At 63.0% G+C, this 20,414-nt stretch carries 18 protein-coding genes; 6 read left to right on the top strand and 12 right to left on the bottom strand.

Annotated elements, in window-relative coordinates; genetic code table 11:
- Positions 1-3: 3 nt before the first annotated feature.
- The 7 genes from AC0CMF_RS21835 to glpD form a co-directional block, all read right to left on the bottom strand.
- Entirely contained in the window at positions 4-1,710 is a 1,707-nt protein-coding gene (locus tag AC0CMF_RS21835) for an ABC transporter substrate-binding protein (RefSeq protein WP_374630393.1), read from the bottom strand.
- A 49-nt stretch (positions 1,711-1,759) separates the two neighbouring features.
- Positions 1,760-2,032 (bottom strand): DUF2160 domain-containing protein, encoded by a 273-nt coding sequence (locus AC0CMF_RS21830; protein WP_050472524.1) that lies wholly within the window; start codon positions 2,030-2,032, stop codon positions 1,760-1,762.
- 17 nt (positions 2,033-2,049) lie between these two features.
- The gene (locus tag AC0CMF_RS21825; protein ID WP_244274474.1) at positions 2,050-2,826 is read right to left on the bottom strand and encodes a carbohydrate ABC transporter permease; all 777 of its coding nucleotides are present in this window, start codon (positions 2,824-2,826) and stop codon (positions 2,050-2,052) included.
- A gap of 83 nt (positions 2,827-2,909) precedes the next feature.
- Positions 2,910-3,782, bottom strand: a complete 873-nt coding sequence (locus tag AC0CMF_RS21820; RefSeq protein WP_050472523.1) for a carbohydrate ABC transporter permease — start codon at positions 3,780-3,782, stop codon at positions 2,910-2,912.
- On the bottom strand, positions 3,782-4,858 hold the full coding sequence (locus AC0CMF_RS21815) for an ABC transporter ATP-binding protein (RefSeq protein ID WP_050472566.1): 1,077 nt from the start codon (positions 4,856-4,858) through the stop codon (positions 3,782-3,784). The genes AC0CMF_RS21820 and AC0CMF_RS21815 overlap by 1 nt, the downstream gene beginning before the upstream one ends.
- A 10-nt stretch (positions 4,859-4,868) precedes the next feature.
- Entirely contained in the window at positions 4,869-5,957 is a 1,089-nt protein-coding gene (locus AC0CMF_RS21810) for an ABC transporter ATP-binding protein (protein ID WP_050472522.1), read from the bottom strand.
- 23 nt (positions 5,958-5,980) lie between these two features.
- A complete protein-coding gene (glpD, locus tag AC0CMF_RS21805; protein ID WP_472482457.1) occupies positions 5,981-7,609 on the bottom strand; it encodes a glycerol-3-phosphate dehydrogenase in 1,629 nt (542 codons plus the stop codon).
- A 288-nt stretch (positions 7,610-7,897) separates the two neighbouring features.
- Between glpD and AC0CMF_RS21800 the strand changes: the two genes are divergently transcribed.
- From AC0CMF_RS21800 to gph, 3 genes are all read left to right on the top strand, one after another.
- On the top strand, positions 7,898-8,662 hold the full coding sequence (locus AC0CMF_RS21800) for a DeoR/GlpR family DNA-binding transcription regulator (RefSeq protein WP_050472520.1): 765 nt from the start codon (positions 7,898-7,900) through the stop codon (positions 8,660-8,662).
- Positions 8,663-8,817: 155 nt separating this feature from the next.
- Entirely contained in the window at positions 8,818-9,504 is a 687-nt protein-coding gene (rpe, locus tag AC0CMF_RS21795; protein ID WP_374630401.1) for a ribulose-phosphate 3-epimerase, read from the top strand.
- Entirely contained in the window at positions 9,501-10,160 is a 660-nt protein-coding gene (gene gph, locus AC0CMF_RS21790) for a phosphoglycolate phosphatase (protein ID WP_050472518.1), read from the top strand. The genes rpe and gph overlap by 4 nt, the downstream gene beginning before the upstream one ends.
- Here the strand turns inward: gph and AC0CMF_RS21785 are convergent, their stop codons facing one another.
- Positions 10,161-11,105 (bottom strand): 2-hydroxyacid dehydrogenase, encoded by a 945-nt coding sequence (locus tag AC0CMF_RS21785; RefSeq protein WP_122521968.1) that lies wholly within the window; start codon positions 11,103-11,105, stop codon positions 10,161-10,163.
- Positions 11,106-11,196: 91 nt separating this feature from the next.
- Positions 11,197-13,305, bottom strand: coding sequence for a putative bifunctional diguanylate cyclase/phosphodiesterase (locus AC0CMF_RS21780; protein WP_374630404.1), 2,109 nt, complete (start codon positions 13,303-13,305; stop codon positions 11,197-11,199).
- 605 nt (positions 13,306-13,910) lie between these two features.
- Between AC0CMF_RS21780 and AC0CMF_RS21775 the strand changes: the two genes are divergently transcribed.
- The 3 genes from AC0CMF_RS21775 to AC0CMF_RS21765 all read left to right on the top strand — a co-directional run bounded on the left by AC0CMF_RS21775 (position 13,911) and on the right by AC0CMF_RS21765 (position 17,003).
- Positions 13,911-14,906 (top strand): glycine betaine ABC transporter substrate-binding protein, encoded by a 996-nt coding sequence (locus AC0CMF_RS21775; RefSeq protein ID WP_123195118.1) that lies wholly within the window; start codon positions 13,911-13,913, stop codon positions 14,904-14,906.
- Positions 14,907-15,049: 143 nt separating this feature from the next.
- Positions 15,050-15,934 carry an ABC transporter permease gene (locus AC0CMF_RS21770; protein WP_050472515.1) on the top strand — a complete coding sequence of 295 codons (885 nt, stop codon included), beginning with the start codon at positions 15,050-15,052 and terminating at the stop codon, positions 15,932-15,934.
- Positions 15,927-17,003 carry a quaternary amine ABC transporter ATP-binding protein gene (locus AC0CMF_RS21765; protein WP_082205892.1) on the top strand — a complete coding sequence of 359 codons (1,077 nt, stop codon included), beginning with the start codon at positions 15,927-15,929 and terminating at the stop codon, positions 17,001-17,003. Before AC0CMF_RS21770 ends, AC0CMF_RS21765 begins: the two co-directional genes overlap by 8 nt.
- A gap of 9 nt (positions 17,004-17,012) precedes the next feature.
- Here the strand turns inward: AC0CMF_RS21765 and AC0CMF_RS21760 are convergent, their stop codons facing one another.
- From AC0CMF_RS21760 to AC0CMF_RS21750, 3 genes are all read right to left on the bottom strand, one after another.
- Entirely contained in the window at positions 17,013-17,945 is a 933-nt protein-coding gene (locus AC0CMF_RS21760) for a metal ABC transporter permease (protein WP_244284621.1), read from the bottom strand.
- Positions 17,935-19,167, bottom strand: a complete 1,233-nt coding sequence (locus AC0CMF_RS21755) for a metal ABC transporter permease (RefSeq protein WP_472482456.1) — start codon at positions 19,165-19,167, stop codon at positions 17,935-17,937. Before AC0CMF_RS21755 ends, AC0CMF_RS21760 begins: the two co-directional genes overlap by 11 nt.
- Positions 19,168-19,605: 438 nt before the next feature.
- Positions 19,606-20,379, bottom strand: a complete 774-nt coding sequence (locus AC0CMF_RS21750) for a metal ABC transporter ATP-binding protein (RefSeq protein ID WP_374630407.1) — start codon at positions 20,377-20,379, stop codon at positions 19,606-19,608.
- Positions 20,380-20,414 lie beyond the last annotated feature (35 nt).

Below are 20,414 nucleotides of genomic sequence, written 5' to 3'. Positions count from 1 at the left end.
TACTTATTTCCACGAGGCAATCAGCTCATCATAGGAAACGGTAATCGGCTGTTCCTTCTCGTCCGGGATCTTGCGCTTGGGCGCGCCCGGCTGGTCGAACCAGAACTCGGCGCTCTGCACCTCGTTCAGCTTCGGGCCGATATCGCCCTGCACACCGGCACGCTCCAGGCGCTCCAGCACTTTTTCCTGCTCTGCGCAAAGCGCATCCATGGCTTCCTGCGGGGACTTTGCACCGGAGGAGGCGTCACCGATGTTCTGCCACCACAGCTGAGCCAGCTTCGGGTAGTCCGGAACGTTGGTGCCGGTCGGCGACCACTGCAGGCGGGCAGGCGAGCGGTAGAACTCGACAAGGCCACCAAGCTTCGGAGCGCGTTCGGTGAAGCTGTCATGCGCAAGAGTGGATTCGCGGATGAAGGTCAGGCCGACATGGCTCTTCTTCACATCCACGGTCTTGGAGGTGACGAACTGGGCATAGAGCCAGGCCGCCTTGGCACGGTCAACCGGAGTGGACTTCATCAGCGTCCAGGAGCCAGCGTCCTGATAGCCGACCTTCATGCCCTCTTCCCAGTACACGCCATGCGGCGAGGGAGCCATGCGCCACTTCGGCGTGCCGTCCTCGTTCATGACCGGCAGGCCCGGCTTGACCATGTCGGCGGTGAAGGCGGTGTACCAGAAGATCTGCTGGGCAATTTCGCCCTGGGCAGGCACCGGACCGGCTTCGCCGAACACCATGCCGGCAGCCGCCGGAGGCGCATACTTGTTCAGCCACTCGATGTATTTGGCGATCGAGTAGACCGCAGCCGGGCCGTTGGTGTCGCCACCACGGGCCACGCACGAGCCGACCGGCTGGAAGTTCTCGTTGACGCGGATGCCCCATTCATCGACCGGAAGGCCGTTCGGCTCGCCCTTGTCGCCGGCACCGGCCATCGACAGCCAGGCATCGGTGAAGCGCCAGCCGAGAGACGGGTCCTTCTTGCCGTAGTCCATATGGCCATAGACTTTCTTGCCGTCGATTTCCCGGCCGGTGAAGAACTCGGCGATATCCTCATAAGCCGACCAGTTCACCGGCACGCCGAGCTCGTAGCCGTACTTCTCCTTGAAGTCCGCCTTGTTCTTCTCATCGTTGAACCAGTCATACCGGAACCAGTAGAGGTTCGCGAACTGCTGATCGGGCAGCTGGTAGAGCTTGCCATCCGGGCCGGTCGTGAACTTGATGCCGATGAAGTCATTGAGATCGAGGCCCGGATTGGTAACATCCTTGCCTTCGTCCGCCATCCAGTCGGTCAGGTTGCGGGCCTGCTGGTAGCGCCAGTGGGTGCCGATCAGATCCGAGTCATTGATGTAGGCGTCGTAGATGTTCTCGCCCGACTGCATCTGGGTCTGCAGCTTCTCCACCACATCGCCTTCACCGATCAGATCGTGGGTGATCTTGATGCCGGTGATCGCAGTGAAGGCCGGGGCCAGCACCTTGGCTTCGTATTCATGGGTGGTAATCGTTTCGGAAACGACCTTGATGTCCATACCCTTGAACGGAGCGGCAGCGTCAATGAACCACTGCATCTCGGCTTCCTGATCGGCGCGTGACAGCGCCGACATGTCGCCGATTTCCGCGTCGAGGAACTTCTTTGCTGCCTCCATGTCAGCAAAGGCGCTTCCGCTTCCAACCAGCATGGCGAGCGCCATGGCGGTGGAGGTGTAAAACACTCTCATTCCATTTCCTCCCGAAGTTTCATGATCGTGAGATCAGGTTACCTGCCCGTCAGACCCAGCGGAAAACCGCAAGGGCATAGACGAGACAGGCGATCAGAGCCCCCCACAGGGGAGCGCCGAAGGCGGCGAGCCAGCCAAGCGTGATGAAGGCTGAGCCCAGAAGGGTTATGAAGAGACGGTCCCCCCGGGTCGTCTCGATCCGCAGCACGCCGGTGCGCGGCGTCTCCGGAAAGCGGATCGCAAGCACGGTGAAGATCACCAGCAGCGCCGCTATCGTCGCAAAGAAAATCGCGGTCGGAGCAGTCCAGGCCATCCAGTCCATATCTGTTCTCCCTCAGATCAGACGCGGCCCAGGGCAAAGCCCTTGGCGATGTAGTTGCGGACGAAGTAGATCACCAGCGCACCGGGGATGATGGTCAGCACACCGGCAGCTGCCAGCACACCCCAGTCCATTCCCGACGCCGAGACCGTACGGGTCATGGTGGCCGCGATCGGCTTGGCATTCACCGAGGTGAGCGTGCGCGACAGCAGCAGCTCGACCCAGGAGAACATGAAGCAGAAGAAGGCGGCCACGCCGATGCCGCTCGCGATCAGCGGCATGAAGATCTTCACAAAGAAGCGGCCGAAGGAATAGCCGTCAATATAGGCAGTCTCGTCGATTTCCTTCGGCACACCGCGCATGAAGCCTTCCAGGATCCAGACCGCCAGCGGCACGTTGAACAGGCAATGCGCCAGGGCGACGGCGATATGCGTGTCGAACAGTCCGACCGAGGAATAAAGCTGGAAGAAGGGCAGCGCGAACACGGCCGGCGGGGCCATGCGGTTGGTCAGCAGCCAGAAGAACAGGTGCTTGTCGCCGAGAAACGTGTAGCGCGAGAAGGCATAGGCTGCCGGCAGCGCCACGGTGATCGAGATCACCGTGTTCATCACCACGTAGATCAGCGAATTGACATAGCCCATGTACCAGCTCGGATCCGTGAGGATCGTGATGTAATTGGCCAGCGTCGGGTTCTGCGGCCACATCGAGAAGGTGGACAGGATCTCCGTGTTGGTCTTCAGGCTCATGTTGACGAGCCAGTAGATCGGCAGCAGCAGGAAGATCAGATAGAGAGCCATCACCACGGCACGCGAGCTGATGCCGATGCGGGCAGAGCTGCGGTGCCGGGCCGGAATGGCAGCGGTCATGGTTGCGGCACCCATCAGAAGCCCTCCCTTTTGTCGAGGTTGGTCATCACGGTGTAGAACACCCAGGAAATCAGCAGGATCACGAGGAAGTACATGATCGAGAAGGCAGCGGCCGGTCCCAAGTCAAACTGGCCAAGCGCCATCTTGACGAGGTCGATGGACAGGAACGTCGTCGAGTTGCCCGGCCCGCCTCCCGTCACCACGAAGGGCTCGGTGTAGATCATGAAGCTGTCCATGAACCGCAGCAGGATGGCGATCATCAGGACGCCCTGCATCTTGGGCAGTTCGATGTAGCGGAACACGCTCCAGCGGCTGGCCTGATCGATCTTTGCCGCCTGATAATAGGCATCGGGGATCGACTGCAGACCGGCATAGGCCAGCAGCGCCACCAGCGACGTCCAGTGCCAGACGTCCATGACGATGACTGTGGCCCAGGCGGCGACGGCATCCTGCGTATAATTGTAGGAAATGCCCAGGCCATGAAGCGTCGCACCCAGCAGGCCGATATCGACACGGGCAAAAATCTGCCAGATCGTGCCCACCACATTCCACGGAATGAGCAGCGGCAGCGCCATGAGGACGAGGCAGAACGAGGCCCAGAAGCCCCGCTTGGGCATGTTGAGAGCGATGAAGATGCCGAGCGGGATTTCAATGGCGAGGATCACGGCCGAGAAGATCATCTGGCGGCCAAGCGCATCCCAGAGGCGCTTGGAATGCAGCATGTCATCGAACCATTCGACGCCGGCCCAGAAGAACTTGTTGTTGCCGAACGTGTCCTGCACCGAATAGTTGACCACCGTCATGAGCGGGATCACCGCCGAGAAGGCGACGAGCAGAAGCACGGGAAGGACCAGGAACCAGGCCTTGTGATTGACTGTCTTTTCCATCAGGCCGCCTCCCCCGTAACGCGCCAGCTGTTGGCATAGACATTGACATGCGCGGGATCGAACACCACGCGGGTCATGCCGGATGTGACGGGGTCGCTTTCGCCCGCAATGATGTTGATGTCAGCACCGAAGAACTCGGCCCGGACGATCTTGTGCCGCCCCACATCCTCGACGCGGCGCACCTTCACCGGCAGGCCTTCGCTTTCCGACAGGCGCACGAACTCGGGCCGCACACCGATCTGGATCTTGCCGTCCAGGCCTGAGTAGCCGTGGCCAAGCGGAATGGTTGCCCCGTTCACATAGGCCGAGTTGCCCTCGACCTTGGCATCCATCAGGTTCATGCCCGGCGAGCCGATGAAATAGCCGACGAATGTATGGGCCGGCCGTTCGAACAGTTCCTGCGGCGTGCCGATCTGCACCACCCGGCCGTCATACATCACCACCACCTTGTCGGCGAAAGTCAGCGCCTCGGTCTGGTCATGCGTCACATAGATCATCGTGTGGCCGAACTCGTGATGCAGCGACTTCAGCTGCGTTCTGAGTTCCCACTTCATGTGCGGGTCGATCACGGTCAGCGGCTCATCGAAGAGCAGCGCGTTGACGTCCTCCCGCACCATGCCGCGGCCGAGCGAGATCTTCTGCTTGGCATCTGCGGTCAGCCCGCGGGCCTTGCGGTCCAGCACCTCTTCCATGCCGATCATGCGGGCAATCTTCTGCACGCGCTCGGCGACATAGGCAGCGCTCGCCCCCCGGTTCTTCAACGGAAACGCAAGGTTCCCGCGCACCGTCATCGTGTCGTAGACAACCGGAAACTGGAACACCTGCGCAATGTTGCGTTCCGCCGTCGCCTTCTCGGTGACATCGGTGTCATTGAACAGGATGCGGCCCTGGCTCGGCACCAGCAGGCCGGAGATGATGTTGAGCAGCGTGGACTTGCCGCATCCGGACGAGCCGAGCAGCGCATAGGCCTCACCATCGTTCCAGACGTGGTTCAGTTCCTTGAGCGCAAAGTCGTCCTCGTTCTTCGGGCGCGGATTGTAGGAATGGGCGAGATTGTCGAGCGTGATCTTGGCCATGGGTCCCTCCTCACGCCGCCAGCGCATAGGCGGCCGGAGCCACCAGCGAACCGTCCTGTCCGAAGACATAGACATGGGAAGGATCGAGATAGACCTTGAGCGCCGTTCCCAGGGCCAGGTCATGCACGCCATGCACAAGCCCCACCCAGCGCTCGCCATGGTGCTCCAGATGCACGAAAGTCTCCGACCCGGTGATCTCCGTGACCATCAGATGCGCCGTGAATTCCATGGCATCGGCGCTGTGCCGGTGCAGTTCCAGATGATTGGGGCGGAAGCCCGCGATATAGCGGCCATCGCTCAGATCCGACAGCTTGCCGGCGGCCGGGATCGACTGGCCGTCGCCGAACATCAGCCGGGCACCGGCCTTGGCGATCTGAAGGAAGTTCATCGGAGGATCGGAGAAAACGCGCGCCGTCGTGGCGTCAACCGGGCGCCGGTAGACCTCCGGCGTCGGGCCGAACTGGGTCACCCGGCCCTGCCAGAGCGTCGCCGTGTTGCCGCCGAGCAGCAGCGCCTCTTCCGGCTCCGTCGTCGCATAGACGAAGATCGAACCGGATGCCTCGAAGATCTTCGGGATTTCGACGCGCAGTTCCTCGCGCAGCTTGTAGTCGAGGTTGGCGAGCGGCTCATCGAGCAGCACCAGACCTGCATTCTTCACAAGCGCACGTGCCAGCGCACAGCGCTGCTGCTGGCCGCCCGAGAGCTCGAGCGGCTTGCGCTGCAGCATCGGGGTGAGCTTCATCATCTCGGCGGTCTGACGCACCGCCCTGTCGATGTCCGCAGCGGGCTTGCCCATCAGCCGCAGCGGGCTGGCAATGTTGTCATAGACGGTCATTGCCGGATAGTTGATGAACTGCTGATAGACCATGGCGATGGCGCGATCCTGCACCCGCACACCGGTCACGTCCGTGCCGTTCCAGAGGATCTTGCCCGAAGACGGCTGATCAAGGCCGGCCATCAGGCGCATGAGTGACGTCTTGCCGGCCGAAGTCGGTCCAAGCAGGACATTCATGCTACCCTCACGCAAGGTAAGGTTCGTTGTGTGGATGTGCGTCTGCCCACCCACGACCTTGGAGACATTCTCCAGGACCAGGGTCATGTATTCCCTCCTCCCAATTCCTCCTACTGAGCTGCAGCCTCCCCAAGCCGCAGCGCGCAGGTACTCTTCATCCACGCGTCCAGTGCCGCCACCTCGGCAGCACTCAGACGCAGGCCCAGTTTCGACCGGCGCCACACCACGTCCTCGGCGGTGCGCGCGTATTCCTTTTCAATCAGCCAGTTGACTTCCCGCTCGGTCAGGTTCCATCCGAAGTGACGGCCAAGGTCCTCCACCTTTACCGCTCCAGCCAGAATACCCGCCGCCTCGGTGCCATATGCCTTCACCAGGCGCGTGGCCCAGCGCTCGTCGAGGAACGGATACGCGGCGCGCAGGTCCGCAATCAGCTTCGCAACGCCCAGCACCGGAAAGTCACCGCCCGGAAGCGGCACACGGGCTGTCCATGCCCCGGCCGTGCCGGGGAAATAGGGCACGATCTTTTCCAGCGCATGCTCGGCGAGCTTGCGGTAGGTGGTGATCTTGCCGCCGAAGACATTGAGCAGCGGCGCACCGCCAGTCTCTTCCACCTTCAGCACATAATCGCGGGTCGCCGCCGTCGCCGACTTGGCGCCGTCATTGTAGAGCGGGCGCACACCGGAATAGCTCCAGACGATATCATCAACCGTCACCGGGCGCTTGAAATAGCCGGAAGCGAATTTCAGCAGATAGTCGCGCTCCTTCTCCGTACAGACCGGCTTGACGCCCGGCTCCGGATGGTCGGCATCCGTGGTACCGATCAGCGTGAAATCCGTCTCGTAGGGAATGGCGAAAATGATGCGGCCATCCTCGCCCTGGAAAAAATAGCACTTGCCGTGGTCGAAGAGCTTCTTCGTGACGATGTGGCTGCCGCGCACGAGGCGCACGCTTTCCTGCGAATTGGAGCGAACGGTGTTGCGGATCACGTCCCCGACCCAGGGGCCACCGGCATTGATCAGCATCTTTGCCTTGCGGCTGGTGCGGGCGCCGGTGCCGCAGTCTTCCAGCACGATCGACCACAGGCCATCCACGCGCTCGGCGGAAACCACACGGGTGCGCACCATCACCTCGGCGCCGCGCGCCTCAGCGTCCCGGGCATTCAGCACCACAAGGCGCGAGTCCTCGATCCAGCAGTCGGAATATTCATAGGCCTTGGCAAAGCGGTCCTGAAGCGGTTCACCCTCAGGGCCGGATTTCAGATTGACCGTCGTGGTGCCGGGCAGGATCTTGCGGCCGCCCAGATTGTCATAAAGGAACAGGCCGAAGCGGATCAGCCATGCCGGGCGGCGGCCCTTCATCCAGGGCATCACCATGTTCAGCAGCTTCGAGGTCGGCGTTTCGCCCTCAAAGCGCATGTCCTTGTGATAGGGCAGCACGAAACGCATCGGCCAGCTGATGTGCGGCATTGCCTCCAGCAGCGTTTCCCGCTCGATCAGCGCCTCGCGCACCAGCCGGACCTCGAAATATTCGAGATAGCGCAACCCGCCATGGAACAGCTTGGTGGAGGCCGAAGAGGTGGCAGATGCCAGGTCGTTCATCTCCGCCAGCGCCACGGACAGGCCGCGCCCCGCCGCATCACGGGCAATGCCGCAGCCATTGATGCCGCCGCCGATGATAAAGAGATCGACCACCTGGTCTTGCTGCGACGTCACGGGCACGAGCCTCCTGAAACCGGACATTTGTGAAAACAAACGAACCACAAGACGTGGGCTTTCGTCAATCGCTGATTTTCGTTTCTGTTCGTTTTTGTTTTCTCACGTTGCGGCAAACACTTGACCGGCGCCAGCCAGCCGAAACGCCCCGCGGAAGAGCCATGCTGCAGAACAGCATGAATTTCTTGTGCATTGCACACCCGCTCCCGCACCGCAGAAAGCCCCGTACATCTCCGGCAAGCATTCGCCCCCGCGTCTGAAACTTGAAAAAGGGAACCAAACCGAACATATTGCGCATCCAAAAAGGAATATGCCGTGTCCCAGAGCTTCCGCCAGCCCGAGATTCTCGAACTCGCCCGCCAGCAGGGGAAAGTCACCGTCGAAGGGCTTGCCGCCCATTTCGGCGTGACCGTGCAGACCATCCGCCGGGATCTGGCCGATCTCGCCGACAGCGGCCGGCTGGAGCGGGTGCATGGCGGCGCGATCCTGCCCTCCGGCGTCTCCAACATCGGCTATGAGGACCGGCGCAGCCTGAACCGTGAGGCGAAGGCCGCCATTGCAGAGGCCTGCGCGAAAGCCATTCCGGAAAACGCGTCCGTGTTTCTCAACATCGGCACCAGCACGGAAGCCGTCGCCCGCGCCCTGCTGCACCACCGCAATCTCATGGCGGTGACCAACAACATGAATGTCGCAAACATCCTTGCCGCCAACCCGGACTGTCAGGTCATTGTGGCGGGCGGGGCCTTGCGGCGCACCGATGGCGGCCTGGTCGGCACCCTGACCATGCGCACCATCGAACAGTTCCGCTTCGACTTTGCCGTCATTGGCTGCTCGGCGCTGGACGAGGACGGCGACCTGCTGGACTTCGACATTCAGGAAGTCGGCGTCAGCCAGACCATCATCCAGCAGGCGCGCAAGACATTTCTGGTCAGCGATCACTCCAAATTCCTGCGCGGCGCCCCGGTGCGCATTGCCTCGCTGAGCGAGATCGATACCTTTTTTACCGACCGGCCGCTCTCTCCTGCACTCAGCACACGCTGCCGGGAATGGGGCACGAAGACGGTGATCTGCGGCGGATAAACCGCCGTTACGGCTTTTCGCAAGAAAGAGGGTGACAGGCGCCGCTGCTGAGGCTACCTCCTCGCTTATGCCGCGGTGCGGCAATCCTTTCGCCAAAGGGCATCAGCCCCGGAACAGGCCGGCAGAAGTGCCGGCCATCCTTGTGGAGTGACACCATGAGCCACACCCTGATTGCACCCTCCATGCTGGCCAGCGATTTCTCGCGCCTGCGTGACGAGATCCGCGCCATCGACGGCGCCGGTGCCGACTGGATCCACCTGGACGTGATGGATGGCCATTTCGTGCCCAACATCACCTTTGGCCCGGACATCATTGCCGCCATGCGCCCGCATACCACCAAGGTGTTCGACACCCACCTGATGATCGCCCCTTGCGATGCCTATCTGGAGGCCTTCGCCAAGGCGGGCTCCGACATCATCACCGTGCATGCAGAAGCCGGTCCCCATCTCGACCGCTCGCTGCAGGCCATCCGCAATCTGGGCAAGAAGGCGGGCGTATCGCTGAACCCGGCAACGCCCGAAAGCGTCATCGAATATGTGCTCGACCGGCTGGATCTGGTGCTGGTCATGAGCGTCAACCCTGGCTTTGGCGGGCAGAAATTCATTCCTGCCGTGGTGGACAAGATCGCCCGGATCAAGGCGATGATCGGCAGCCGCCCGATTGACATCGAGGTGGATGGCGGCGTCACCCCGGAAACCGCTCCGCTGGTGACGGCGGCCGGCGCCAACGTGCTGGTGGCCGGTTCCGCCGTGTTCAAGGGCGGCACGCCGGAGACAGCCTCCCATTATGCGGCGCAGATCGAGGCCATCCGCAGTGCGGGCAACGCGGCAGCCAAGGCATGAAGGCGGTCATCTTCGATCTGGACGGCACGCTGGTCGACAGCGTGCAGGCCGTCACGGACATCGGCAATGCGCTGATGGCCGAACTGGATCTCGCCCCCCTCTCCGTCACTGAGACGCGCAGCTACATCGGCAACGGCGCAGCGCGCTTCATCGAACGGGCGCTGGCCGCCCGAGGCATCAGCGGCGATGCAAGCCTACTGGCGGCGCGGGTGGAGCGCTTTGAAGAGCTTTATGCGCAGGCTCCCGGCAGCGCCAACCCGCCTTTCCCCGGCGTGGAAGCGGCCCTTCACGCGCTGAAGGCGCGCGGCATCCGTCTGGGGCTTTGCACCAACAAGCCCGGCGCGCCAACGCACAATCTGGTCGCGGCCCTCGGCTGGAGCGACTTCTTCGACGTGGTGGTGACGGGTGACACCCTGAACACCCGCAAGCCGGATCCGGCCCCGCTCGCCTATGCGGCCAAGGTTCTGGCCCTTTCGCCGGAAGATCCGGGCTTTGCCTATGTGGGCGACAGCGAAGTGGACGCGGAAACCGCCGTGGCGGCCAAGGCGCGCTTCTTCCTCTTCACCGAAGGCTACCGCAAGAGCCCGGTGACGGCCCTGCCGCATGAAGCCGCCTTCAGCGACTTCGCAGACCTGGAAGCTCTGCTGAACGGCTGATCAGTAGCCCCGCTGGCGGTCCACCGCCGGCGGGATTTCTCCCCGCTCGAAATAGGCCGACAGATTGGCCGCCACGATCCGTGCGGCCGTCGCCGGTGTTGTCGGGGCGCTGATGTGCGGCAGCACGGTGACCGACGGATGGCTCCAGCAGGGATTGTCCGCCGGCAGCGGCTCCTGCGCAAAGACATCCAGCACCGCATGGGACAGCTGCCCCTCGTCAAGGGCTGCCAGCAGCGCCGGCTGGTCCACAATCGGCCCCCGGCCAAAATTGATGAGCCCAGCACCGCGAGGCAGCATGGCAAGCCGGGCGGTGTTGAGCAGGCCGCGCGTGTCCGGCGTCAGCGGCAGCAGCACCACGGCGATATCCGAGCGCGACAACACCCGTTCCAGGCCCTCCTCGCCGCTGAAACACTCCACCCCCTCCACTTCGGCAGGCGTGCGGCTCCAGCCGCTGACAGGAAAGCCATTGGCCAGCAGGCGCCGCGCCGCAGCCTTGCCGAGGTTCCCCAGCCCGAGAATGCCTATGTGCCGGTCAGCGGCAAGGCGCGGCAAGGCTTCGGCCCAGATCTTCTCGCGCTGCTGCGCCAGATAGAGCGGAATGTCCCGGTGGAGATACAGCGAGAAGGCCAGCACCGCCTCGGCCATGGTTTCCGCCAGCTGCGGATCGGTCATGCGGACGATGGCGAAGTCCGTATCGATCAGCTCGCCCAGCAGCCGCTCCACCCCGGCCCACAGGCTCTGCACCCAGACGAGGCCCGGCAGCTCATGCAAATGCGCCGGATCCGGATTGGCGACAATGGCCACGCGTGCCGACAGGCGCTCTGCGGCGTCCATGGTGGCCAGCGGGCGCACATCGATCTGCGGCATCAGCCTTTCAAACTGCGCCATCCACTCCGCACGTTCCTCGGCAGACATCCGGGCAATGAAGGGAACGACGGGTTTCATGACGGTGGCACCTTGCGCTTTCAGATTTGCGCCGGATCATGCCTTGCCACAATGCTGCCGCAAAGTGGAAAGTGCCCGCCGGCCGCAAAAATCAGCTCGCCAGCCGCCCGGTGTCCGGCGCTTGCGCCGCGCCATCAGAGCCACCGGCAGTTCCGTCTGAAGAGGCTGCACGCAACTGCTCGCGCAGCATGAGCGTCTGAACCGAAGATAGCGGCATGGGCCGCCCGAAGAGGAAGCCCTGCACGGCGGGGCATCCCGCCTCCCGCAGATAGGCAAACTCCTCCTCGCTCTCCACCCCCTCGGCCAGTACCGGGATATTCATGCTTTCGGCAATCAGCAGGGCGGCACGCACGATGGCGGCAGCCCGGGGCCGGTTGGCCACATCGGTGATGAAGCTGCGGTCGATCTTGATCTTGTCGAAGGGGAAATGCTGCAGCAGCGCCAGCGAGGAATAGCCCGTGCCGAAGTCATCCATGGCGATGGAAACACCCAGCGTCTTGAGCCGGGTGATGGTCGCCAGCGCCCGGGCGTGATCGGCGATCAGACCGCTTTCGGTCAGCTCGATTTCGAGACGCTCCGGCGCAAGCCCCGTCTCCTTCAGCACTTCATCCACCAGGGCCGGCAGATCGATACGCGTCAGCTGATAGGCCGCGACATTGACCGCAACCTTGTAGCCCCCCGGCCAGGCGGCCGCATCGGCACAGGCACGGCGCAGGACATATTCGCCGATTTCCGCAATCAGCCCGGTGCGCTCGGCAACCGGAATGAATTCACCCGGAGACACCATGCCAAGGGTGGGATGGTGCCAGCGCACCAGCGCCTCGAAGCCGACGAGGGACCGGGTGCTGGTGCAGTTCTGGGGCTGGTAGTAAAGCTCCAGCTGGTTGCCCGAAACGGCGCTCCGCAGATCAATGGCCAGCCGGGCCTGATGGCGCACATCGTCATCAAGACCGGCCTGATAGCGGCGGACCTCCCCGCTGCCGCCACGCCGGGCATCCTGCGCGGCAAGGCTCGCCCTTGTGATCAGAGTCGAGGCATCCAGCCCGTCGTCCGGAAAGACAGCATAGCCGACAGCACTGCGCAGGGTGAGCGTGCCTGCCGGTGTCATGTGTGGTCCGGCCACCAGCTTCTGCAGCCGGGCTGCAGCGGCGCTGGTTTCATGGCGGCCAAAGACCCGCGTCTTGATCAGCATGAACTGCGCCCCCGGCAGACGGGCGGTATATTCATCGGCCATCAGGGCATCGTTGAGATACAAGCCCACTTCCCGCAGCACCGCATCTCCGGTGACATCACCATGGGCGGCGTTGATCATGGCGAATTCTTCCAGATCAATGGTGTAGACCGCCACCCTGTCGTTGCTCCGGATGGCGCTGCCCAGAAGCTCGGCGAGCTTGCCTTCCGCCCAGGCCTTGTTGGGCAGACCGGTGAGAGCATCAAACAGGGTCAGCTGCTGATAGCGCTCCGTTGCCTCCTGCAAGGAGAAGCGGTCGATGGTGTAGGACGACCCGACGGTCACCAGCAGGACGGTGGTGATGCCGGTCACCGCAGCCAGCATATACTCGTCCGGCATCGCCTGAGGCGGAATATCGATGCCTGCCAGCGGCGTGATTGTCATCGCCTCCATACCGGTGAAATGCATGGAGACAATCGCCAGGATCATCGCCACCATCGACCCGAAGCGGCAGAACCGCGTGACCGGCCTGGATGCACGGTTGAAGGCAAGCCCTCCGAACAAGGCACCGAGCAGCACGGATGCCAGCACGTAGGACGGCGTCCAGGTGATGATGCCCGGCACCAGAAATGCGGCCATGCCTGTGTAGTGCATGATCGCGATGCCAAATCCAAAGAGCACTCCGCCCAGTTCGATCGTCAGCCCCGCGGGTGAGCGCAAGGACACGCCGAAGGCAAAGCAGGTGCAGAGGAACAGGATCGCAAAGCTGGCGGCGGTCAAGCCGGGTGTAAATGAACGGTCGAACGGGACGAGATAGCCCAGCATGGCCGCAAAATGGGTGGTCCAGATCGTGCTGGTCGCAACGAGCGCACCCAGGAACAGCCAAAGCCATTGGCGCGAGCCATCGCTCCTGCGCATGCGCGTATAGATGCGCATCGACAGGAAAGACCCGAAGACACAGACGCTTGCGGCAAGCGCGACGTAACGCAGGTCATGTTCGACCGCGATACAGGACAAGACGTTCAGCATGCATTGCACCCCTTCACAGGGGAAAATACGTACCAGCCGCGTAAAGTCTCCTAACGTGGCGGGAATTCCGCATTTAACGTCACCAATTCCTTGATCCGGACAACCGGATATTGAAGCAGATCGCACAGCACACCAGCCGCTTGCCGCCCTGAAAAGGCAAGGCAAGCGGTGCATGGGCGGGACAAAACATCCAGGACGGAATAAAATTTCAGAAACCCTAAAAATAACACCACTACAAAGAAATAAAAACTTCAGAACCCAAACAGTTCGATCTCGAATAGTATATAGTGAAAATAAAAAGGCAAAAAATTCCTTTTCTAATCAAAAATATAAATGAGAAAAAGTACACCGAATACAAATCTAGCAATCACCCTCAGAACTGGCATATTTTAAAATATGTCAAAACCTTGACATAAATATCCAGCAGACTATGTTTAGCGCGATCACCCTGAATGCAGGGTAGATATTTCAAAATGCCGGCGACTTTCGATCGCAGGGGGGCTCCCTCCGTCCGGCATTACATTTTGCCACCACGTGATCCTGGATCGTGCTGGCTTTCGCTCCGCAGGCCTCGCCAGCGGATGACGACCAACAGGAGACTGACAATGACAAAGACACTTCTGCTGACGGGCGCCGCCCTGATTGGCCTTGGCATGTCCGGCGCTTCGGCTGCCGAGGAATGCGGGCGGGTGACGCTGGCCGAAATGAACTGGCCCTCAGCGGGTGCCATTGCCCATATCGACAAGATCATTCTCGAGGAAGGCTTCGGCTGCGAGGTGGAGCTGGTGATTGGTGACACGGTTCCGACCTTCACCTCCATGACCGAAAAGGCCGAGCCGGACATGGCTCCCGAGTTGTGGGTGAACACCATCCAGGATCCGCTCGACAAGGCCGTTGCAGAAGACAAGCTGATCATCGGCAGTGAGGTCCTGTCGGAAGGCGGCGTGGAGGGCTTCTGGGTCCCCACCTTTCTCGCTGAAGAACATGGCCTGAAGACGCTGGCCGACGCGTTGGCAAAGCCGGAGCTGTTCCCCGGCGCGGAAGACCGCAGCAAGGGCGCCTTCTTCAACTGCCCCTCGGGCTGGGCCTGCCAGACCCTGACCACCAATCTGTTTGCAGCCTTCGATGTGGAAAGCAAAGGCTTCGAGCTGGTCGACACCGGCTCGGCAGCTGGGCTCGATGGCTCCATCTCGCGCGCCTTTTCCCGCAATGAAGGCTGGCTCGGCTACTACTGGGCGCCGACGCCCATCCTTGGCAAATACGAGATGACTCGGCTTGAACTGGGCGTCGAGCATGATGCGGCCGAATGGGAGCGCTGCACCGCCGTCTCCGGCTGCCTCGACCCCAAGCCCAACGACTGGGACAAGTCGCCGGTCTACACCGTCGTGACCAAGGAATTCGCGGAGAAGGCGGGCGTTGCCATGGATTACGTCCAGGGCCGTTCCTGGGACAACGCAACCGCTGGCGAAGTGCTGGCCTGGATGACCGACAATCAGGCCTCCAATGAGGATGGCGCCTTCTGGTTCCTTGAGAACAAGCCGGAAGTCTGGGAGGCCTGGGTCTCCCCGGAAGTGGCGGAAAAGGTGAAATCCGCCCTCTGAGCCGGTGATTGACAGGCGGCCGGACGCGCTTGGCAGCACAGCCTGCGGAGCGCGTCCGGCCCGCCTCCTTCCGGCTTGCGCTTTTCATCCTCAGGCGCCCGCCTCCACGCAAAGCAGCGGGCAGGCGCAACAAGGACACTTCAATGGATCTTTTCGACTTTCCCTCGCTCAGCCGCGGCACGTTGCGTGCCATGCGGCAGACGATCGATGCGGGGTTTCTTGAGTTTACCCGCGCCTATGGCGACGCGCTGTCCCGGGCCTTCGAACCGCTGCGCCTGCTGCTAAACGGTATCGAGAACCTGCTGCTCAACTCCCCCTGGCCGCTGGTTCTGGCCGGCATTCTCGCCATTGTCTTCCTCATCAGCCGCAGCTGGCGCATCACGGCAGGCAGTCTCGTGGCACTTGTGCTGATCGGCGTGCTCGGCATGTGGGATGACACCATGCGCACCATTGCGATGGTGGCAGTGTGTACCCTCACAGCGGTCGTGCTCGGCATTCCCATCGGCATCGCCATGGCCCGGTCCGACAGGCTTCAGGGCGCCATCAATCCGGTGCTCGACCTGATGCAGACCATGCCGGTCTTCGTCTACCTGATCCCGGTGGTGATGATCTTCGGCCTCGGCAAGGTGCCGGGCGTCATTGCCGTGGTCATCTATGCCATTCCGCCGATGATCCGCCTCACCAACCTCGGCATCCGCCTGGTCAGCGCCGATGTGCTGGAAGCAGCCGATGCCTTCGGCTCCTCCTCCTGGCAGAAGCTGAAAGACGTGCAGCTGCCGCTGGCGCTGCCCACCATCATGGCCGGCATCAATCAGTGCATCATGATGTCCCTGTCCATGGTTGTCGTCGCCTCCATGATCGGCGTGCGCGGCCTTGGTCAGCCGGTGCTGCAGGCGATCAACAACCAGTTCTTCACAATGGGCATTCTCAACGGCCTCGCCATTGTCGCCATCGCCATCATCTTCGACCGGTCCACCCAGGCCTATGGCAAGCGCATGCAGAAACATTCGGAGGCCGCCCATGGCTGATCATCTGACCAACGCCCCCACTCCCGCAGACGATCCGGACGAAGAGGCAAGCGTTGCGGGCATCGAGCTGCGCGGCCTCTACAAGGTCTTCGGCCCCAATCCGGCCGGCGTCATGGATCTCGTGCGCGAAGGCATTTCCAAGACGGAGCTGAACGACAAGCACAGCCACATCCTGGGCCTCAAGGACATCAACCTCACCATGCCAGCCGGGCGCATTCAGGTGGTGATGGGCCTGTCCGGCTCGGGCAAATCCACCCTCATCCGCCACATCAACCGGCTGATCGAGCCGACGGCAGGCGAGGTGCTGTTCGAGGGGCAGGATGTGTGCTCCATGTCTGCCCAGCAGCTGCGCGATTTCCGCCGCCACAAGACGGCGATGGTGTTCCAGAAATTCGCCCTGCTGCCGCACCGGACCGTGCTGCGCAACACCATCTATGGCCTCGAAATTCAAGGCATTCCCGAACGCGAGGCCAAGGAGCGCGCCGCCCGCTGGCTGACCCGCGTCGGGCTGGAAGGCTATGAGGATTACTATCCCAACCAGCTTTCCGGCGGCATGCAGCAGCGTGTCGGCCTTGCGCGGGCGCTGGCCAATGACGCGGGCATCCTGCTGATGGATGAAGCCTACTCGGCTCTCGACCCGCTGATCCGCATGGACATGCAGAAGGTGCTTCTGGACCTGCAGCAGGAGCTGAAGAAGACCATCGTCTTCATCACCCACGATCTGGACGAGGCCCTGCGCCTTGGCGACCGCATCGCCATCCTGCGCGATGGCGAGATCGTGCAGGATGGCACGGGCCAGGAGATCGTGCTGCGCCCGGCGGACAGCTACATCGCCGATTTCGTGCGCGAGGTGAACCGCGGCCGGGTGCTGAAGGTCAACACCATCATGCGCAAGGGCGAGTTGGCCGAAACGGAGCTGACCATCCCCAGCGGCAGCCTGCTGGAAGATGCCGCAAGACTGTTCTCACAGACGAGCGAGACGGCCGCCATCGTGACGCGCGCCGATGGCCGGAAACTCGGTACCATCCAGCTGCATGACATGATCGCGGCCATGGTGTCGCCGGGCTGAGGCACGCATTCACCCCTGCGCAAGCCCCTTGCGGTGGCGGCCCGACACGGCGGCCACCGCAAGAAAAAGACCGCTGACCGTGGCGATCATCCCCGCCGCACTCACAGAATTGGCAGCCCCCAGCCACAGCGGGCCATAGCCCGCCAGCACATAGCCGGTGATGGCAGCCAGCGCCGCGATCACAAGGCTCAGTCCCACCTGGGTTGCGAGCCGGTTCGTCATCAGCCGTGCCGTCGCGGGTGGGCAGATGAACATGGCAATGACGATGATCGAGCCCACCGCATCAAAGGCCGCAACAGCCGCCACGGCCGAAAGCGTGACCAACCCGAGGCTGAGCAGCGTCACCGGCAGCCCGCGCGCGGCGGCATAGCCTTCGTCGAAGGTCATCAGCACCAGTGGCCGCCAGAACAGCCCCATCAGCAGGAACACAGCCACCGTGACACCCGCCATGCGCGGGAGTTCCGGCGGCAGCCCGGCCAAAGCCTGCGGATCGGTGAGCGAGCCCCAGCCGTCCGCATCCAGCCAGATCAGGCTTTCCAGATTGCCATAGAGCGCGTGCTCCACATCCAGATGCACCGTGCTGGTGTTGCTCTGCTCCAGCAGCAGCACACCGGCGGCAAAAAGCGTGGTGAAGACCACGCCCATCGCCGCGCCCGGTTCCATCCTGGCATAGCGGCGCAGCAGCTCGATCAGCACCACGGCCACAAGCGCCGCGCTGCCCGCCCCCAGCATCATCGGCCAGGTAGAGATATGGCCGGTGATCAGAAAGGCAACGACGATGCCCGGCAGCACCACATGCGAAATGGCATCGCCGATCATCGCTTCGCGCCGCAGGATGAGGAAATTGCCCGGCAGGGCACAGGCCAGCGCGGCCAGCGTGCCTATGAGCAGCGGCGTCAGGCTGAATTGCACGAACTCCGCACCGAACATCTCAGACCCCATGGCGCAGCTCCCCGGATGAGGCGGCGGCGTGCCTGTCCAGCTGCGCGAGTTCGCCTGCGGACAAAAGACTGCTGATCAGACGCACACCGTCATAGCGCGACATGACATCCTCACTGGCACCACCTGCCTGCAACGCGGCCCAGCGCGCTTCGTCCTGAGCCAGCATCTGCGCCAGCGCCCGGCCCTCGTCATTGAGGTTGCGGTCAGCCGCCAGAAGACCTGCGCGGGACAGCGCCTGCAGAAGACGCGGATCATGGATGACGCCCTGCTGTGCCAGCGTCAGAACCCCTTGCCGCAGCAGCAGGCGGCGGCGCTGCCGCGCCCGCGCCAGAACGGCCGCCACCAGTCCCCGGCGCGGCGCGGCAAGCAGGGAAGCCGTGAAGAAGACCGCGGCCGTCAGCACGATCACCGGCCCGGCAGGCACATTGGGCGCCGCCGCCGACAGCGCCGAGCCAACATATCCGGCCAGCGCGCCGAACAGGGCCGCAAGGGCAAGAATGACGGTTGCCCGTTCGCTCCAGAACCGGGCGGTCGCGGCGGGAATGATCAGCAGTGCGACGATGAGCACCAGCCCGACCAGCTTCAGCCCGGTGACGGTGACGGCCAGCATCAGCCCCAGCATCACGCCGTCGGCAAGGCCGGTGCGGATGCCGATGGTTTCCGCATGCCCCGGATCAAAGCAGACATGCAGCATGGGCCTGCGGAAAATCAGCATCACCAGCACGCAGATAGCACCGCCGCAGGCAATCAGCACCGCATCGCTGAACAGCATGCCCGCCGTGGAGCCAAGCAGAAAGCCTTCCAGCCCCGCCTGCCGTCCGGTGCCCATCACCTGAATGACCGTCAGCAGCACGATGCCGAAGCCGAAGAACACCGACAGCACGGCGCCGATCGCCGTATCCTCCGCCAGACGGGTGTAGCGGGTGAGCAAGGTCACGGCCAGCAGCCCCAGCCCGGCAGACAGGGCCGAGCCCAGCAGCAGCCCCGGCAGGGAACGGCCATCGCCGCCCAGCGACACCATCACCATGAAAGCCAGCACAATGCCCGGCAGCGTCGCATGGGCGCTGGCATCGCTGATCAGCGAGCGCTTGCGCAGGAACAGGAACGTCCCCGTACTCCCCGCTGCCGCCCCCAGCAGGCTCGCACCAACCGCCACCAAAGCGGCGTTATATCCCGCCTGCATCATCAGCGCAGAGAGGAAGGCAGACAGGACCTCAGTCATGGCTGGGCTCCAATGGCTCGGCTATACCGTCCCCCCGAAAACATAGCCTCTCCGCCGGCAAGAAGACATTGCGACGACTGACAGAGTCACAATGGCGGGACCTCTCCGCCCCCCTCCCCCTCGTGGGGAGGGGTGAGGGGTGGGGGGCTCTGAGCCTGCAATCATCTGAAGGACGGATATTTTTCTGAAGCGAAATCGGGAGGAACGCCCGGCCCAAACCAATGGACACCATGCCAGACGGGGAGGTTTCCCCCCCCACCCCTAACCCCTCCCCACGAGGGGGAGGGGGGCTGAAAGGCCGTGCCAGGATGGCCAGATCACAGACCTTTCCCAAGCCTTCACCAGCTTCAAACAAGATCTGCAAATCCGGCAACCACCAAGGGGAGCGGAGCTGAGAGGCTGTGCCATATGCTGAAAGACTGGAGCAGGTGGCCACCTTCACCTCCCCGTTTCCAGTGCAAGGTCCAGCTCCGGCGCAGTGGAGGGACCGGCGGGGGCAAGGGATGCGGTGTCGAGGCGCCCGCCGTAGGCGCGCTGGAGGATGGCGGGGGTGAAGGCTTCGTCCACCGGGCCTTGCGCGATGAGGCGCATGTTGATGACGAGCACGTGGGAGAAATAGGCCGGGACGGTGGAGAGGTCGTGATGCACGCAGACCACCGTCCGGCCCTCGTCCCGGAGCGCCTTCAGCACCCCGATGATCGCCCGCTCCGTCGCGGCATCAACGCCGGCAAAGGGCTCATCCAGCAGATAGAGATCCGCCTTCTGCGCCAGCGCCCGGGCCAGAAACACGCGCTGCTGCTGGCCGCCGGACAACTGGCCGATCTGCCGGTCCGCAAAGCCAGCCATGCCCACCCGGTCCAGGCAGTGCATGACGAACTCCCGGTGATGCTGGCGGATGCGGCCGAGAAGGCCAAGCTCGCGCGAGAGCCCCATCATCACCACGTCTTCGGCACGGGCCGGAAAGTCCCAGTCGACGGACGCCCGCTGCGGAACATAGGCAACACGCTGGCGGACCCTCGCAAAGGGCTGACCGAACATGTCCACAGTGCCGGACAGGCGTGGCACGATGCCCAGCGCCGCCTTGAGCAAGGTCGACTTGCCCGCCCCGTTGGGGCCGATGATGGCCGTCATGGACGCGGCCCCGACATCCGCCGAGATGCCCAGAAGGGCAGGCTTGCCGCCATAGGAGACGGAAAGGTCCCGGATCGCCACAGCCGGTTGCTCCCGTTGTTGCAGGACGCTGCTTG

It is taken from the genome of Pannonibacter sp. CBAS1226, assembly GCF_055685825.1.
This window is presented reverse-complemented; position numbering and strand designations above follow the sequence as displayed.